Source organism: Hungatella hominis, assembly GCF_014288005.1.
GTDB classification, from domain to species: Bacteria; Bacillota; Clostridia; order Lachnospirales; family Lachnospiraceae; genus Hungatella; species Hungatella effluvii.
On record NZ_JACOPB010000020.1, the window covers coordinates 15,699 to 32,365 of the forward strand.

A 16,667-nucleotide genomic window follows, 5' to 3' on the forward strand; every position below is an offset into this window, starting at 1 on the left:
TACCGTTGCGAAAGCAATATGCGCCGATAGCTCAGCTGGATAGAGCGTCTGGCTACGGACCAGAAGGCCGCGTGTTCGAATCATGTTCGGCGCATTAAAAGCAAAAGTTTAAGGAAAAGGACATCCGAGTGAGGGTGTCTTTTTTATTGCTGATAGCTGCATGTTTTTTAGTCATTGGATTATAAGTGCGGACAATCGCAGGGGGCACAAAAATAGAGATACTTCACGGTATTATAGATATGCAGGCGTGAAGTATCTCTCATCTTTTTAACCCATCCTCAAAGCAAATTCCCATCAATTCCGATGGTAAAGACCTTACACGGAATCTTCTTCCCGCTGTTTTCTACTGCCCGTTCCACCGCGAACTGGATTCCGCCGCAGCAGGGAACTTCCATACGGGTTACCGTTATGGAGCGGATGTCATTTTCACGCAGGATTTCCGTCAGCTTCTCGGAGTAATCCATGCTGTCTAATTTTGGACATCCGATCAGAGTGATGTGGTCCCGGATAAAATCGTGGTGGAAATTACCATAGGAAAAAGCGGTGCAGTCCGCTGCGATCAACAGGTCGGCATTGGCGAAATAGGGGGCGTGGATGGGCGCCAGTTTAATCTGGACCGGCCACTGTGACAGGCAGCTTGGAACGTCTTCCGGTCCGGCCTGGTTCTGGGCGGCGCTGCCGGATAAGGAACGGGAGGCAGCCGAGGGACAGGCACAGTGGCTGTCTCGGGAGCCGGCGTGTTCCAGGGCCTTTTTGGCCTTCTGTACAGCGGCGTGATCGTAGGCGGGCGCTTCACGCTCTACAAAGGAGATGGCTCCTGCGGGACAGGCGGGCAGGCAGTCCCCCAAACCGTCACAGTAATCCTCTCTTGTTAAAACTGCTTTTCCATCTATCATCTGAATGGCTCCCTCGTGGCAGGCTTCGGCACACAGTCCGCAGCCGGTACAGGCGTCTGTATCAATGTGAATGATTTTTCTTATCATATTTTTTTCCTCCTTGACTCGATAGCTGTATCATACTATACTAAAATCGAAAAGTATGTTGTTTTTGCAACGAAATTAAAATAAATCGAAATGGCGGAGCGAGATGGTTTCATTATTTGACGGGATTGAAAATGGGGAACTGGAACAGCTGCTTCCATGTCTTGGCGGAAGAAGAGTTTTATTTGATGAGGGAGAGTATATCTTAATGGCGGGCGGCCGGGCGGATCAGGTAGGTATGGTTCTGTCTGGCAGCGTGCTGGTGTTTTCTGACGACTTCTGGGGCAACCGGACCATTCTGGCCCATGTGGAGCGGGGAGGTCTGTTCGGTGAGGCATTTTCCTTTGCGCGCGTGGAGTGTCTGCCGGTCAGTGTGACCGCCGCGGAGAAGACGGAGGTGCTCTTCATCAACTGTGAGAGAATCATAACCGTCTGTCCGTCTGCATGTGAGTTTCATAACCGCCTGGTCCGCAATATGCTTAAAATCCTGGCGGAAAAGAATATGACTCTGACACAGAAGATCGGTCACATGGGAAAACGCACAACCAGGGAGAAGATTCTTTCCTATTTGTCGGAGCAGGCAAAGAAGGCGGGAGGGGAGTCCTTTACTATTCCGTTAAACCGGCAGGAGATGGCCGATTATCTGGCTGTGGACAGGAGCGCCATGTCAAAGGAGCTGGGGCGGCTGAAGGAGGAAGGACAGATATCCTTCCATAAAAATCAGTTTCAGCTGCTGAAAGCGGAGCTGCGGTAGACAAAACCTCCGAAACAGAGGGAAATAGCGCTTGCTTTTTTTGTGAAATTTATTATACTTATACATAAGATTATATTTCATAAAGAATACGAATCAGTCGCAAAATCAGGTGCAATGAGGTAGCTGTAGGTGGTAGGTGCAGTGCCTCTTTTTTTCTATAATAAAAATTCGGCAGGCGTAGAGAGGGGACTTATGCGGTTGACAGGCAGTCTGGAAGAGGAAGTGACAGAGAAGCTCAGGAGACTTCCGGGAAAAACGGGATTTTATTATGAAAATCTCGTAACCGGTGAGCGGGCGGCGTATCACGAGGATGAACGGATGATGGCCGCCAGCGTTATCAAGCTGTTTGTGATGACAGAAGCATTTGTGAGGTTCGAGGATGGGACTCTGAATCCCGACAGGATCATCCGCATGAAGCGGGAGGATTGTGTGCCGTCCTGCGGGGCACTTACGTATCTCCATGACGGAATCGAAGTGACGGTTCTCGATCTCGTGACGCTGATGATTATTTTCAGCGATAATACTGCGACGAATGTGCTTATCAATCTTCTTGGAATCGAGGAGATTAACCGTACGATCAGGCGGATGGGATACCGCGATACGGTGCTTCAGCGGAAGATGTACGATACGGAGAAATCAAAGCGGGGAATCCAGAATTACATAACGGCAGCGGAGACGGGCCGTCTGCTGCGTGAGATGTATCAGGGCAGACTGGTGAGCCGGCAGGCCAGTGAAAAGATGATTTCTATTTTAAAGAACCAGCAGCTGTGCAGCAAGATTCCGTTTTATCTGCAGGCGCTGCCGGAGGAACCGGAAATCGCCCACAAGACAGGGGAAGACTGCGGAATTACACATGATGTTGGAATTGTATATGCAAAACAGCCATTTGTTGTGTGCTACTGTGGAAACGATACCGATACGCCGGCATATGAGCGTGTGATGGCGGAGACTTCCCTGTGGCTGTACCATAGAAATTCGGAGGTTAGAGTATGAGAATTGCGAAGATAGAGACTGCGGAAGTAAATATTCCGCTTTTAACGCCGTTTAAGACGGCTTTGCGAACCGTGAACAGCGTGAATGATATTGTGGTCAGGGTTACCGCGGATGACGGAAGGACGGGCTTTGGAGAGGCACCTCCCACGGCTGTGATCACCGGGGATACGAAAGGCTCCATCCGGTGTGCCATTGAGGAATTTATCGCTCCCAATCTGATCGGAATGGAGATCGATAACCTGGACGGCATGATGAAGAAGCTTCACGGCTGTATGGTGAAGAACACATCGGCCAAGGCGGCGGTGGATATGGCGCTCTATGATCTGTATGCACAGTCCTGCAGGAAGCCTTTGTACCGGGTTCTGGGAGGCAGCAGGACAGAAGTGGAGACGGATCTGACCATCAGTGTCAACGGTGTGGACGAGATGGTGGAGGACAGCTTAAAGGCGGTTAAACAGGGATTTCGAATCCTGAAAATCAAGGTGGGAAAAGAAGGCGTAAAAGATATCGAGAGAATCCGGGAGATCCGGGCGGCTGTGGGGCCGGAGATCCGGCTGCGCATCGATGCCAACCAGGGCTGGACGGCCAAGGATGCCGTTCGTATCATCAGGGCCATGGAGGATTCGGGAATTGAGATGGATTTAGTGGAACAGCCGGTGAATGCTCATGATTTTGACGGGATGAAGTTTGTGACAGCCAATGTGGCCACGCCTGTCCTGGCGGATGAAAGCGTGTTTTCTCCGGAGGATGCGGTTCGGATTATCCAGAACCGGGCGGCGGATCTCATTAACATCAAGCTGATGAAGACCGGCGGGATTTATGAGGCACTGAAGATCTGTGCCATTGCGGAAAGCTACGGAGTGGAGTGCATGATCGGGTGTATGCTGGAGAGCAAGATCGCGGTCAGCGCAGCGGCGCATCTGGCGGCGGGTAAGGGGATTATTACCCGTGCGGATTTGGACGGCCCATCCCTCTGTTCCATCGATCCGTATACAGGGGGACCGGTTTATAAGGGCGCGGTCATCCGAATGAATGACAATGACGGGATCGGGATTACCGGAGTTCCCGCATTTGAGCCGTAACTGGCGTAATCGTATGGAAACTAATCCCGCAAGGGTTAGAATATTAGGAACATGGAGGAAAACTTATGAAGAAAAGAAGATTGACTGCGGCACTGCTCTGTGCTGTTCTTGCTGCTTCGACCGTGCTCAGCGGATGCGGCGGTAAAAAGACGACGGAAGGCGGAAGCTCCGCCCAGGCCGGTAATGAGGCAGGGAAAAATGAGAATGGGAATGGCGAAGACGGGGGAAAGCCGGTTGTGTATAAGGAGCTGTACTCGGGGGAGGTTACAACATTAAACTATCTGGTCTCTGCGTCAGAAGCTGATTTTAAAACGGCAGCATACTGTATTGATACTCTGATCGAGTACGACAGTGAAGGAAAGATCCGGCCGGGACAGGCGACGGAATGGGAATATGATGAGGCATCCAGGACGTGGACCTTTCATTTAAGAGAAGCCAAATGGGTGGATAACACAGGCGCGCCGGTAGCCGACGTGACGGCACAGGACTACGTCGACGCCATCAAATACCAGCTGACACCGGAATACGAGAGCGGGATTGTGCAGAATCTGTTCGGTGTGATTGCAAATGCCAAAGCTTATTACAATGGCCTTGTATATAACGGCGGAGCCGATGAGGACGGTGTGGTATGGAATGCCATTGATTTCTCCGAGGTGGGAGTAAAGGCAGTGGATGACTATACGCTTACCTATACGCTGGAGACGGAAGTGCCGTATTTCCTGTCTTCTCTGGCTTATATCGTCTATATGCCGGCTTATGGACCTCAGCTGGAGGAACTGGGCAAGACGTTTGCAACGGCCGCGGATAAGATGTACTACAATGGTTCTTACTATATGTCGGAATTTTCTCCTCAGGAGCGCCGGATCTATAAAAAGAATACATTAAACTATGATGCGGATATCGTCTATATCGATGAAATACAGAAAATTTACAATGCGGAATCGAATACCATCGGACCGGAGATGATCAAGCGCGGTGAGATCGATTACGCGGAAATCACAGCCGATATTCTGGACGACTGGATGAGCAACGAGGATACAAAGAATCTGATCAGCCGTGAGAGGCCGAGAAACAGCTACTCTTATTTCTACTGCTTCAACTTTGATCCGCAGTTCGATGCGGAGTATGAGCCGGATAACTGGAGAAAGGCTGTGAACAATGAGAACTTCCGTAAGGCCCTCTCTTCCGCTTTAAATAAGACCAAGGAAGTCGCTGTGCTGGAGCCGAACGTTCCGGAAGATTACGTGATCAATACCATCACTCCGGCGAAGTTTACCTTCAACGCGGATGGAACCGATTTTACAGAGATCGGCGATATGGCGGCACTGGGAGATACCTTTAATGAGGCGAAGGCTGTGGAGTATCGTGATCTGGCAAAGAGTGAGCTGGCGGCAGAAGGCGTGACCTTCCCGGTGAAGGTGCTGCTGCCGTATAATCCTACCGAGGTCAACTGGGATAAGGAGTGTCAGGTTGTGGAACAGCAGATGGAATCGCTGCTGGGAACTGATTTCATCGATATTATCGTGCAGACAGGTCCAACCGACGGATTCCTGACTGAAATCCGCCGCAACGGAAAGTACGCAATGCTAAAGTGTAACTGGGGCGCCGATTACGCGGACCCGGAGACCTGGACCGATCCATTCTACCAGGCGAAAGGCGAGAGCGGTTACGATCCGGGCTACAAGTATGCAAACCTTGCGAAAGCCATTGAGGATGGTACCCCTTCTGCCGACGCTGTATTAGAGTATTTTACAACGATTGAGGAAGCCAAGGACATCAAGGTGGATATCAACGCCCGTTATGAGGCATTTGCCAAAGCGGAGGCTACTCTGATTAATCATGCGCTTGTCGTGCCTTTCAGCATCAGCGTAAGCAAATATCTTGCGACGAAGCTCAATGTGTTTGAAGGCCAGTATGCGCCGTTTGGCGTGTCCAACTTAAAATATAAGGGCCAGCATCTGCAGGATCATTACATCTCCATGGAAGAATTTGAAGCGAATAAGGAGAAGGCCGGCCAGTAGAGCGGAGGGCGGATGCTTACCGGAGCATTTACTTCGGTAAGTATCCGCATCACTGCGGAATTAAGTAAAAATGTTCTCGGAAATAGATGTAATTTACGAAATTGCCGATGACATCTGCTTCCGAGAGTGTTTTTATAAAAGAAATTACAAAGGAGTTATGTTGCTGATGCTAAAATATCTAGGTAAAAGAATTGCGCGATCGTTTCTTACTCTAATCATTATTCTGACTGTTGTTTTCTGTCTGCTGCGTCTGATGCCGATTGAAGGCTATTTCACCAATTTTGATAAGCTGACCCCACAGCAGATTCAGGTAAGCTTACAGGAGATGGGACTTACGGATCCGCTTCCGGTGCAGGTGGTACGCTTTTTTAACGACCTGGTGCACGGAGACTTAGGGGTATCCAGGATTTACCGGGCAAATGTGCCGGTAGCGGAGATTCTGGCCGATAAGGTTCCGGTGTCTATTAAGCTGGGCGTCCTGTCCATGATTGTCTCGCTGTTTATCGGGCTTCCCATGGGAGCACTGATGGCGCGGTACAAGTACAGATGGTTTGACAAGCTGGGGACGTTATTTATCGTCTGTATCCAGGCGGTTCCAGCAGCGGTCTACTTTCTTTATATCCAGCTGTACGGAACGCAGGCGCTGGGCGTCGGTCTGCTGTTTCAAATCGACGATCCGAAGTACTGGATTCTTCCGGTTGTCTCCATGTCTTTAAATAATATCGCATTTTACGGCATGTGGCTGAGGCGCTACATGGTGGATGAGAGCAATAAGGACTATGTGAAACTGGCCAGGGCAAAGGGCATGTCCGAGGGCGGCGTCATGTTCAAGCATATTTTCCGAAACGCCTTTGTTCCGCTGGCCCAGTACATACCGACCGCATTTTTGAACACGGTCATCGGCTCCATATACATCGAATCCTTATACAGCATTCCGGGAATGGGCGGCCTGCTGGTCACGGTGATTAAGAAACACGACAATACCATGGTTCAGGGAATCGTGCTTCTCTATGCCTGCGTCGGTGTTATGGGTCTGCTTCTCGGCGATATCCTGATGGTCCTGCTTGACCCGAGAATCAGCCTGAGCAAAAAGGGAGGTGACAGATGATGAAGCAGTTTTCTTACCGCCATACGAAAGAGGCAGAGCTGATGGACAGCATGGAACAGGCGGCAAAGGGCGCCCCACAGACCGATGAGGAGCTTTTTTCCTTCGCCGGATTTAACGAAGCGGAAGTGGAGCGGACCGGCTACAGCAACTATTCCTACTGGAGCAGCACGTTTCGGGCTTTCTTAAAGAATAAGGGGGCGGTTGTTCTTCTCGTTCTCCTGCTCCTTCTTCTGGCCTTTACCTTTATTCAGCCCCATCTTCCGGGCCAGTATGACCCGAACATGATCGTCAATGATGAGGCGGGAATGCAGTATCGCAATATTCCGCCCGGAGACCAGTTTATTCTGGGAACCAACTCCATTGGCCAGGATCTGTGGGCCAGAATCTGGGCGGGAACCAGAACCTCCCTGCTGATCGGCTTATCTGTGGCGCTGGCGGAAGCTTTGATCGGCATCACGGTCGGTGTCATCTGGGGTTACGTGCGGAAGGCTGATTTTATACTGACTGAGATTTATAATATTATAGACAACATACCGAATACGATTGTCCTGATTCTGATTTCCTATATTTTGAAGCCGGGTGTGAAGACACTGATCTTCGCCATGTGCCTTACGGGATGGATTCAGATGGCGCGTTTCATCAGAAACCAGATTCTGATTATCCGCGACAGGGATTACAATGTGGCCAGCCGTTGTCTCGGCACGCCGACGGCGAAGATTATCATAAAAAACCTGCTTCCTTATCTGGTGTCGGTTATTATGCTGCGTATGGCGCTGACGATTCCGTCCGCCATTGGAAATGAGGTTTTTATCACGTACATCGGTTTGGGGCTTCCAGTCAATATTCCAAGCCTTGGCAACTTAATCAATGAGGGCCGCGCCCTCATCACCAGCCCGGCGCTCCGTTACCAGCTCGTATATCCGACCATCATTCTTTCGTTCGTCACTATTTCATTCTATATTATCGGCAACGCGTTTTCGGACGCGGCTGACCCGAAGAACCATGTGTAGAAGACAGAACGGATCGATCAGAAGGAGGAAAGGAATGCCAGAGAAGATACTGACGGTAGAAGATTTAGAGATTAAATTTGAACTGAGGGGAAAGACTCTGCATGCAATCAGAGGAATTTCCATGGATTTACATAGAGGAGAGATTCTGGCCATTGTGGGCGAGTCGGGAAGCGGAAAATCCGTGTTTACCAAGTCCTTTATGGGACTTCTGGACCAGAACGGCCATGTGACGGCGGGGAAGGCCACGTATTACGGTGCGGACAACAAAGAACCGGTGGAACTGACTGCCTTAAAGAAGGAAAAGGAATGGCTGAAGATCCGGGGCCATGAGATCGCCATGATTATGCAGGACCCCATGACCAGCTTAAGCCCGTTAAAGACGATCGGTGTGCAGATTATGGAGGCGGTGCTGCTTCATCAGAATGTAAACCGCGCCGAGGCGAAGGCCAGAACGCTGCAATACCTGGCGGATGTGGGAATCAGTGAGCCTGAGAAACGGTTCGGCCAGTATCCCCATGAATTTTCCGGCGGCATGCGGCAGCGTGTGGTGATCGCCATCGCCATTGCCTGCAACCCACAGATTTTAATATGTGACGAGCCGACAACGGCGCTGGACGTGACGATCCAGGCACAGATACTCGATCTGATCAAGGAGCTGCGCCACAAATACCATTTATCCGTCATCTTGATTACGCACGATCTGGGCGTGGTCGCCAATATCGCGGACCGCGTGGCTGTGATGTATGCGGGAGACATTATCGAGATCGGGACGGGCGAGGACATTTTCTACGATGCGAGACACCCGTATACGTGGGCGCTGCTCTCGTCGCTTCCGCAGGTGGGCGTGAAGGGGACGGATCTATTCTCGATTCCCGGGACACCGCCCAACTTATTTACGGAGATAAAGGGGGACGCGTTTGCGCCGAGAAATCCCCAAGCGCTAAAGATCGATTTTATCAAACGGCCTCCGTATTTTTTCGTATCACCGACCCATAAGGCCAAAACCTGGCTGCTCGATAAACGGGCTCCGAAGGTGAACCCGCCTTCCGTAGTAGAAAAAATCCGAAACGGAGGTCTGTTTTAATGGAGAGAGAAGTATTATTGGATGTAAAGGATTTAGATGTCACGTTCGGCGAGCGGAGGAAGCGGTATGAGGCGGTAAAGAAGGTCAATTTCAAGATCTACAAGGGAGAGACCTTCGGACTGGTGGGAGAATCCGGTTCCGGAAAAACGACCATCGGCCGGGCCATCATGAGAATTATCCCATCGTCGGGCGGGGAGATCATCTATAAAGGTGAGAAGATCAACGGCAGGATCAGCGGAGAACTGGACCGAAAGGTAATGGGGGAGATCCAGATGATCTTTCAGGACCCTCAGGCTTCGCTGAATGAGCGGGCCAAGGTGGATTACATCATCAGCGAAGGCCTGATGAACATTGAGAAAGGAATCGGCGAGAAGGAACGGAAGAGGCGGGTGGATCAGGCACTCCTCGATGTGGGGCTGCTGCCGGAATTTGCCAGCCGTTTCCCTCACGAGTTTTCGGGCGGTCAACGGCAGAGAATCGGTATTGCCAGGGCACTCATTATGAATCCGGAGTTTATTATCGCGGATGAACCGATCTCCGCGCTGGACGTGTCGGTTCGGGCGCAGGTGTTAAACCTTCTGGCGGATATGCAGAAGAAGCGCGGGATCACCTATCTGTTTATCGCACACGATCTGTCGGTTATGCGGTTTATCACCGACAGAATCGCGGTCATCAGAAAAGGGGAGATCGTGGAAATGGCGGAGACGGAGGAACTGATTACCCACGCCATTCATCCATATACAAGGGCGCTGCTGTCAGCGATCCCCATGCCGGATCCGCGGCATGAGAGGGAGAAAAAGCTTCTGATTTATGACACCTCCATGCATCACTATGAGACGGATCCGCCTTCCTGGCGGGAGGTAAGGCCGGAACATTATGTGCTGGCTAACAGCAGCGAGTATGAGGCGTATAAGAAGCTATACCGGGATAGATAGTCCGCTCTTCGCGGAAATCATGGAAAAGGACCATATGGAAAGAGGAAAGAGGCAGCAGGAAGGCGGCGCTTTGGCGCTGCCTTTCCTGTGGTTCAGGGAATTCCAGGGAGTCCGGAACAGGAGATGGAACGATGCAGTATGGAATTGTGATACAGCCGGTTGCAACTATTTATGAGATTCCGGCGGAGACTATGGTTAAGGCTGGAATGACGCTGTCCGCTATTGCGGATGAGGCGATGTATGGAACGGGGCTTGCGATTACCGGGGCAGAGATTACCGGGAGGGAGGCTGCCGGGCAGGGATTTCTGCCGGTGCGCACATTTTACGGTTATACGGGCTATGTGCGGAAAGAAGCGGTGCGGCTTGTCTCTTTAGAGGAAATGATGGCGTGGGAGGAAGGCGGTCTTATGGTGACTACCGCTTTCTGCGTCGATGTGGTTTCCGTGCCAAAAGTGCAGGGAGTAAGGCTTGTCAGCCTGTTCCGGGGGTCTCTGGTGAGTGTGATACCGTATGAATGCGGCATAGAAGGCTGGGGGAAGGTGAAGCTGGCAGACGGCCGTTTCGGATACATCAGGGAGCAGTTTCTGGAAAACAAGGAGTTTTCGCAGGCTGGATTGTGGACAGAGGTGCTTCCGCAGAAGAAAATTGTGGATAAAGATGCATTTCGCCGCGCTGTAGTGGAGACTGCAAAGACGTATCTGGGGATTCAGTACCGGTGGGGCGGCCGTTCCACCGCTGGGATCGACTGTTCCGGGCTTACCTCGGTAAGTTATATGATGAATGGAATCCTGACCTACCGGGATGCGAAAATCGTGGAGGGGTATCCGGTCCGCGAGATCGCAGCGGGTGAGAAAAAAATGGGAGATCTGCTGTATTTCCCAGGACACATCGCCATGTATATGGGGAATGGAAAGTATATTCATTCCACCGGAAAGGCGGGAAGCGGCGGAGTGGTGATCAACAGCCTGAACCCGGAGGAGGCGGATTTCAGAGCCGATCTGGCAGAGAGCCTGTATGCGGTGGGAAGTATTTTCTGACAGAGGAACCATGCCGTTTTGGGAGCGGGCAGGTTTTGGGAGCGGATAGGTACAGGAACGGATAAGCAGCACAGATTGTCACGGTGACTCGTGCGCAGAGCGTGCGAGTGATCGTTCGCGGCGCATAGACGGAAGAGGAGAAAGAGAATGGATAAGAGACTGACGATAGAGAAACGGATTGAGGCGGAGCTCATGAGTTATGATGGGACGATGGGTATCTACGCCGACGATTTTCATGGAAATGTTATTGCCATCGGCGCGGATGAGCCGTTTGAGACGGCCAGTACCATAAAGACATATATTCTGGCGTGTCTGTTTGATCAGGTGGAAAAGGAAATAGCCAGCTTAGAGGATATGGTGGAATTTAAAGAGGAGCACACGGTCGACGGCAGCGGAGTCCTGTGTGCGCTGGAGCCGGGGGCGGTTCTCCGGGTGAAGGACGCAGCCACCCTGATGATTATTGTCAGCGACAATGTGGCGACGAACATGATGATCGACTATCTGGGGCTGGATACGATCAACGCGTGTATCCGCGGACTGGGCTGCAGGGACACGATGCTGTATAATCCGCTTCATTTTGAGCGGTATGACAAGCTGGGAACATCAACTCCCAGGGATTACGCCAGCATTTTTACGAGGCTGGCAGCGGGGACTTTGATAAGCCCTGAAGCGGACGCGAAGATGCTGGAGATTTTTAAGAAGCAGCACTACAACAGCATGATCACAAAGGATTTTCCGGCTGTTTACATGGACAGTGACAATACGGATGATGTGATGGTAAATGTGGCCTCCAAGAGCGGCAGTATGAACGCCTGCCGGAATGACGGCGGCATCATATACACCCCGTACGGCCCGTATGTGTTGGTGATGTTCAATAAAAAGTTCAGCGACGCCATGTATTATCCGGCGCATCCGGCGACGGTTTTCGGCGCCAGAGTCAGCCGGATGCTGTTTGATCAGTTCATCGCGCTGGAAGGCCGTTTTCAGATGTAGTGCATGTCTGAAAATTGCTTTTTGTCAGTTAAGTGTCACATGATCTGGGATTCAAATCCCGCATGGTGGCACAGGATGTCAAATATCTTTTTTTCCTGGTAGAAGAACTGGTAGCGGACCTGGCAGGCCGCGCTCTCTTTTATGGTGCGGCTCATGCTTCCGAATGAGGGCGCGGCCAGAGACAGGGGCTGGTCCTTGATTAAGTTGACGTGAAGCATCAGGCCGCCCTGGCTGACCAGGAGCTCGCGGTCGGTGAATTCCAGGATTTTAAGCCCTTTGTAGGTGGCGAGGCGGTATTCCTTTCCGCGGAACAAAACAGAACCGACAGAACCGTTAAAATGCGTTCCGGCAAAGGGAATATCAGCCACGGAAAGCATGACGCAGCAGGGGGCTTTTGTCTTCTTGTCGGTCCAGGTACACTGGGTCCATACGTACCGGGAGGGAAAGGAGCGGCCCCAGTCTTTTTCGATGTAGCCGAGACCGCCGTCAAAGTTCAGCTTTTTCCTGTTTAAGACCAGCTGGCCGGACAGGCGGTGGGAGAGACTTAAGACTCCGTGGCGGCACTGCATGAACGGAACGGCGCAGAAAGGTCCCATAATATCGTAGCTGGGCGGTGTAAATGGCCCATAGGAGAGGTGACCGGTCAGTGTCACCTCTTTTGTGGCAATATCCAGATGGATGCCCTGTTCCGCGAAGGTGGAAGTACCAAGGTTTACATAAAATAGACTTGAGGCCGCACGGAACTGGTCGGCGGAGCAGGGGATAACCCACGACTCGGTATTGGTGATAATCTGGAGGGAGGCGGATGGCTTTCCCTGCCTGTCAATATGGTATGCCGGAATCAGGGCAAGTACACCGTCCGGCGACTGATGTTTTAAGTACCAGCCTTCAAAGAAAGAGTGTTTTTTCTGATAGCCGTGAAAATATTTCATGAGGTGAACCTCCGTATTTTTTTTGTTTTTTAGCAGATAGTACCATTTATAGTCTGTCCAGGTGCTGCGGAAACATTCACACTTGTTTCTTTTGACATTATCCGCTATAATGTGACATACAGGCCGTGAGAATGCGGCGTGTACTGAAGGTAAAAGCAAGGCTGAAGCATGATAGAAAAGAATGTGAAAATAAATGAAAACTGAAAAACAGGCGCTGCCTGATCAAGGGATACTCATCTGTGAAGATGGGGATTTTTTCCCTTACAGGATAGTGAAATCCGCCAGGCGCACGATGGCGGTCTCCGTAACCAGGGAGGGTGAGATTGTCGTGCGGATACCGGATCGGCTATCGTGGAAGGCCGGGCAAGAATTTGCGCAGCGGAATCAGGAATGGATCTTTGCGCATGCTTCCAGGATCAGGGAGGAGCTGGAGAAACGAGAACAGTTTCACTGGACGGAGGGGGCTTTACTGCTCTTTCATGGAAGCCCCAGAAAACTCCATTTTGAACGGGACTATGAGGCGGAACGGTTCCGGGTATGCGATACGGGCGATAAATTTCTGGTATCCGGCCCTTTTACGGGGCAGGAGGCAGACGAGCCGCTTGTGAAGGCGGCCATGGAAAACTGGTACCGGAAGCAGGCGAGGCGTTTTCTGGAGGAGAGAACCGCGTGGTGGGCGGATCGGATGGGGGTGTCGTATCTGCGAATCGCCATTCGGGATCAGGCCACCAGATGGGGAAGCTGCAGCGCCCGCGGTAATATTAACTATAACTGGAAGCTGGTGCTTCTGCCCGTGGAGCTGGCGGATTACGTTGTAGTGCACGAACTGGCTCATCGCACAGAGATGAATCATTCAAAGGACTTCTGGAAAGTCGTTGAGAGAGAACTGCCGGATTACCGGCAAAGAAGGAGAAGACTTAAGGGTTATGAAAGTGAAATCAATCAGAAATATCAGGATTAAAACGAAGCTTTTGTTTCTGGGAGGAGTCAGTATTCTGGGACTCGTGTTTATCGGCGCGGAGTCCATTATCACGGCGAGACAGATTAACCAGGCCAGCACGGAGATTTCCCAGTCCTGGGTTCCGGCGATCATCATCGCGGAGGAACTGAATACCGAGACCTCGGATTACAGGATCAAGGAATTTTACCATGCCATAACCCACGACCAGGAGACCATGGATCATCTGGAAAAAGAGATGATGGCGGTCCGTGATGAGATCGACGCGGCTTTTACGGAGTATGAGCAGAATTATATTACGGACGAAACGGACCGTGAGCTGATGGAAAACGCCAGGGCCTACTGGGACCGGTACTTGGAATACAGCGACCGGCTTCTTCCGATCAGCCGGGGCAATGATAACGAGGAATCGCTGAAAATGATCATCGGAGAGTCCAGGCTCTTATTTGATGAAGCCAGCGGCAACTTTTTAAAGATGGCGGAGTTTAACCGGCTTGGAGCTGAGGCGGCCAGTGTCCGGGGCGATCAGCTTTACGCCAGGCTGGCCAGGGTGAAGATCGTGTCCATCTGCCTGATTGCGCTGATGATCACGCTGCTTGTCATCTATATCATTATTGCTATCGATAAGCCGGTCAAGGCGATCGTGGAGGGGACCAGAAGGGTCTCCAACGGTGACCTGGATGTGTACCTTCCCTACGATTCTGAGGATGAGATCGGAATTCTGACGGATTCCGTGAATCAGCTGATTGAGCGGCTGAAGAATATTATTGACGATGAGAAATACCTTTTCCGCGAGATCGGAAGTGAGAATTTCGAGGTGAAGTCTACCTGTGAACAGGCTTACAGAGGGGATTTTGCACCTATCCTGTATTCCATTGCCAGCCTGATGAGCAGACTGGATATTGCAAAGCAGAAGAAGGAAGAACTGAAAAAGCGCCTGGAGGAACGGGTTGCGGCGGAGATAATCGCGGAGAAGAAGCTGGCGGAAGAGATGCAGTCGGCGGGAGAAAATACAACGCCTGATCGAGAACAGGCTGGTGAGGAGACGAAGAAGGATGGCAGCAGAACGATGGATGCTTCAGACGAAGAAGGCAGACTTTCATGAGATGGCAAGAATCCATCATATTACACCTGTAACGGCGAGGATTATCCGGAACAGGGATATTGTGGGAGAGGAGGCGGTAGAGAAGTATCTCCGGGGATCATTAAAGGATCTGTACAGCCCTCATCTGTTAAAGGACATGGATCTCGCAGTAGAGATCCTGAAGGAGAAGACGGAGCAGGGAAAACGGATCCGGATAGTCGGGGATTACGATATAGACGGCGTCTGCTCTACGTACCTGCTTTACCGGGCGCTCACGAGAATCGGGGCTAACGTGGATTATGAGATTCCGGACCGGATCAAGGATGGCTATGGAATCAATGAATCCATTATCTGCGCCGCGGCTGAGGATGGAGTCGATACGATCCTGACCTGTGATAATGGAATCGCCGCTGTGGCGCAGATCAGCCTGGCGAAGGAACTGGGACTTACCGTGCTGATCACGGACCATCACGATATCATGCAGGAGGATGGCCATGATCTGCTTCCGCCCGCGGACGCGGTGGTCAATCCAAAACAGAGCGATTGCAGCTATCCGTATCCGGAGATTTGTGGAGGAATGGTTGCTTATAAGCTTGTAAAGGCCCTCTACGAGGCATTTTCCGTTCCGGAGGAGGATTGGCTGTCCATGCTGGAATTTGCAGCGATTGCCACGGTGGGCGACGTGATGAAGCTGCGAGATGAAAACCGCATCATTGTCAAAGAAGGATTAAAAAGAATCGCAAATACGAAGAGTATCGGTCTTTTAAAGCTGATCGAGCGGAATGACCTGGATAAAGACCAGATTACCGCATATCATATCGGATTTGTTATCGGACCCTGTTTAAATGCAGGCGGACGTCTTCAGACAGCCAAGCTGGCTCTGTCGCTTTTGCTGTGTGAGGACGGGGAAGAGGCGGACCAGCTGGCCATGGAACTGAAGGATTTAAATGACCAGAGAAAAGATATGACGAAGCAGGGGACCGAGGAAGCCATTGCGCAGGTGGAGGAGTGCTATCGTGACGATAAGGTTCTGGTGGCGTATCTGCCTTCCTGCCATGAATCGCTGGCGGGAATCATTGCAGGGCGTTTGCGGGAGCAGTATCAGAAACCGGCCTTTGTATTGACGGATGGAGAGGAATGCGCGAAGGGATCAGGGCGGTCGATCGAGCAGTATCATATGTTCGAAGGGCTAGTGAAGGTAAAGGATCTCCTGCTTAAATTCGGAGGCCATCCCATGGCCGCAGGACTCTCACTTGAAAAAGAAAATATCGATGAATTCCGCCGCAGGCTGAATGAGGAAGCGGAACTTACAGAGGATGACTTTGTCCGCAAGATCTGGATCGATGTTCCCATGCCTCTCGATTACATAAATGAGCCTCTTATTGAAGAACTGGAGCTTTTGGAACCATTTGGACAGGGCAATGAAAAGCCGCTGTTTGCACTGAAAGGACTTCATATCAGAAGCGTGCGGGTGCTGGGAAAGAACCGGAACGCGGTGAAGTTTTCCCTGGCTGACGATAAGGGCGTTCCGATCGACGCCATGCTGTTTACAGACGGCGACGCATTTTTGGAGGAACTCGGCAGAAGCCGGGTAATCGATGTGATTTATTATCCGACGGTTAATGTATACAATGGCAGCAGGACTTTACAGATTATAATAAAAAATTATAAAATACCGGTTTGACGAAGGAGCAGG

General features: G+C 51.2%; 15 protein-coding genes and 1 tRNA gene. 14 read left to right on the top strand and 2 right to left on the bottom strand.

Features of this window, described 5'->3' with window-relative positions; all coding sequences use genetic code 11:
* The first annotated feature begins 20 nt into the window (after positions 1-20).
* Positions 21-94: transfer RNA gene (locus H8S75_RS27095), tRNA-Arg, on the top strand.
* A gap of 184 nt (positions 95-278) precedes the next feature.
* Here H8S75_RS27095 and H8S75_RS27100 read toward each other — a convergent pair.
* A complete protein-coding gene (locus H8S75_RS27100) occupies positions 279-983 on the bottom strand; it encodes an ATP-binding protein (protein ID WP_187024191.1) in 705 nt (234 codons plus the stop codon).
* Positions 984-1,086: 103 nt separating this feature from the next.
* On the opposite strand from H8S75_RS27100, the gene H8S75_RS27105 reads away from it, so the two are divergent.
* The 10 genes from H8S75_RS27105 to H8S75_RS27150 all read left to right on the top strand — a co-directional run bounded on the left by H8S75_RS27105 (position 1,087) and on the right by H8S75_RS27150 (position 11,997).
* Entirely contained in the window at positions 1,087-1,734 is a 648-nt protein-coding gene (locus H8S75_RS27105; RefSeq protein WP_002601480.1) for a Crp/Fnr family transcriptional regulator, read from the top strand.
* Positions 1,735-1,926: 192 nt separating this feature from the next.
* On the top strand, positions 1,927-2,727 hold the full coding sequence (locus tag H8S75_RS27110; protein WP_187024192.1) for a serine hydrolase: 801 nt from the start codon (positions 1,927-1,929) through the stop codon (positions 2,725-2,727).
* The gene (locus H8S75_RS27115; RefSeq protein WP_187024193.1) at positions 2,724-3,809 is read left to right on the top strand and encodes a dipeptide epimerase; all 1,086 of its coding nucleotides are present in this window, start codon (positions 2,724-2,726) and stop codon (positions 3,807-3,809) included. The genes H8S75_RS27110 and H8S75_RS27115 overlap by 4 nt, the downstream gene beginning before the upstream one ends.
* Before the next feature lie 65 nt (positions 3,810-3,874).
* Positions 3,875-5,830, top strand: a complete 1,956-nt coding sequence (locus H8S75_RS27120) for a peptide ABC transporter substrate-binding protein (protein ID WP_187024194.1) — start codon at positions 3,875-3,877, stop codon at positions 5,828-5,830.
* Positions 5,831-5,996: 166 nt separating this feature from the next.
* The gene (locus H8S75_RS27125; protein WP_187024195.1) at positions 5,997-6,938 is read left to right on the top strand and encodes an ABC transporter permease; all 942 of its coding nucleotides are present in this window, start codon (positions 5,997-5,999) and stop codon (positions 6,936-6,938) included.
* The gene (locus H8S75_RS27130; protein WP_172683671.1) at positions 6,935-7,948 is read left to right on the top strand and encodes an ABC transporter permease; all 1,014 of its coding nucleotides are present in this window, start codon (positions 6,935-6,937) and stop codon (positions 7,946-7,948) included. The genes H8S75_RS27125 and H8S75_RS27130 overlap by 4 nt, the downstream gene beginning before the upstream one ends.
* Positions 7,949-7,982: 34 nt before the next feature.
* A complete protein-coding gene (locus tag H8S75_RS27135; protein WP_187024196.1) occupies positions 7,983-9,032 on the top strand; it encodes an ABC transporter ATP-binding protein in 1,050 nt (349 codons plus the stop codon).
* Positions 9,032-9,967 (top strand): ATP-binding cassette domain-containing protein, encoded by a 936-nt coding sequence (locus tag H8S75_RS27140; RefSeq protein WP_187024197.1) that lies wholly within the window; start codon positions 9,032-9,034, stop codon positions 9,965-9,967. Before H8S75_RS27135 ends, H8S75_RS27140 begins: the two co-directional genes overlap by 1 nt.
* Positions 9,968-10,098: 131 nt before the next feature.
* Positions 10,099-11,004 (top strand): C40 family peptidase, encoded by a 906-nt coding sequence (locus H8S75_RS27145; RefSeq protein WP_187024198.1) that lies wholly within the window; start codon positions 10,099-10,101, stop codon positions 11,002-11,004.
* 147 nt (positions 11,005-11,151) lie between these two features.
* Positions 11,152-11,997, top strand: coding sequence for a serine hydrolase (locus H8S75_RS27150; protein WP_187024199.1), 846 nt, complete (start codon positions 11,152-11,154; stop codon positions 11,995-11,997).
* Between the two features lie 35 nt (positions 11,998-12,032).
* Here H8S75_RS27150 and H8S75_RS27155 read toward each other — a convergent pair whose 3' ends face one another.
* Positions 12,033-12,929 (bottom strand): tocopherol cyclase family protein, encoded by an 897-nt coding sequence (locus H8S75_RS27155; protein WP_055659605.1) that lies wholly within the window; start codon positions 12,927-12,929, stop codon positions 12,033-12,035.
* 193 nt (positions 12,930-13,122) lie between these two features.
* On the opposite strand from H8S75_RS27155, the gene H8S75_RS27160 reads away from it, so the two are divergent.
* Genes H8S75_RS27160 through recJ form a run of 3 tightly spaced genes read left to right on the top strand, consistent with a single transcriptional unit; the run spans position 13,123 to position 16,655 of the window.
* On the top strand, positions 13,123-13,890 hold the full coding sequence (locus tag H8S75_RS27160; RefSeq protein WP_349769000.1) for a M48 family metallopeptidase: 768 nt from the start codon (positions 13,123-13,125) through the stop codon (positions 13,888-13,890).
* On the top strand, positions 13,856-14,992 hold the full coding sequence (locus tag H8S75_RS27165; RefSeq protein WP_187024200.1) for an MCP four helix bundle domain-containing protein: 1,137 nt from the start codon (positions 13,856-13,858) through the stop codon (positions 14,990-14,992). Before H8S75_RS27160 ends, H8S75_RS27165 begins: the two co-directional genes overlap by 35 nt.
* A complete protein-coding gene (gene recJ, locus H8S75_RS27170; RefSeq protein WP_187024201.1) occupies positions 14,943-16,655 on the top strand; it encodes a single-stranded-DNA-specific exonuclease RecJ in 1,713 nt (570 codons plus the stop codon). Before H8S75_RS27165 ends, recJ begins: the two co-directional genes overlap by 50 nt.
* The last annotated feature ends 12 nt before the right edge of the window (positions 16,656-16,667 follow it).

Coding starts and splice junctions, on each gene's coding strand:
- H8S75_RS27100 (WP_187024191.1), bottom strand. CDS start 983: ATGATAAGAAAAATCATTCACATTGATACAGACGCCTGTACCGGCTGC.
- H8S75_RS27105 (WP_002601480.1), top strand. CDS start 1,087: ATGGTTTCATTATTTGACGGGATTGAAAATGGGGAACTGGAACAGCTG.
- H8S75_RS27110 (WP_187024192.1), top strand. CDS start 1,927: ATGCGGTTGACAGGCAGTCTGGAAGAGGAAGTGACAGAGAAGCTCAGG.
- H8S75_RS27115 (WP_187024193.1), top strand. CDS start 2,724: ATGAGAATTGCGAAGATAGAGACTGCGGAAGTAAATATTCCGCTTTTA.
- H8S75_RS27120 (WP_187024194.1), top strand. CDS start 3,875: ATGAAGAAAAGAAGATTGACTGCGGCACTGCTCTGTGCTGTTCTTGCT.
- H8S75_RS27125 (WP_187024195.1), top strand. CDS start 5,997: ATGCTAAAATATCTAGGTAAAAGAATTGCGCGATCGTTTCTTACTCTA.
- H8S75_RS27130 (WP_172683671.1), top strand. CDS start 6,935: ATGATGAAGCAGTTTTCTTACCGCCATACGAAAGAGGCAGAGCTGATG.
- H8S75_RS27135 (WP_187024196.1), top strand. CDS start 7,983: ATGCCAGAGAAGATACTGACGGTAGAAGATTTAGAGATTAAATTTGAA.
- H8S75_RS27140 (WP_187024197.1), top strand. CDS start 9,032: ATGGAGAGAGAAGTATTATTGGATGTAAAGGATTTAGATGTCACGTTC.
- H8S75_RS27145 (WP_187024198.1), top strand. CDS start 10,099: ATGCAGTATGGAATTGTGATACAGCCGGTTGCAACTATTTATGAGATT.
- H8S75_RS27150 (WP_187024199.1), top strand. CDS start 11,152: ATGGATAAGAGACTGACGATAGAGAAACGGATTGAGGCGGAGCTCATG.
- H8S75_RS27155 (WP_055659605.1), bottom strand. CDS start 12,929: ATGAAATATTTTCACGGCTATCAGAAAAAACACTCTTTCTTTGAAGGC.
- H8S75_RS27160 (WP_349769000.1), top strand. CDS start 13,123: ATGAAAACTGAAAAACAGGCGCTGCCTGATCAAGGGATACTCATCTGT.
- H8S75_RS27165 (WP_187024200.1), top strand. CDS start 13,856: ATGAAAGTGAAATCAATCAGAAATATCAGGATTAAAACGAAGCTTTTG.
- recJ (WP_187024201.1), top strand. CDS start 14,943: ATGGCAGCAGAACGATGGATGCTTCAGACGAAGAAGGCAGACTTTCAT.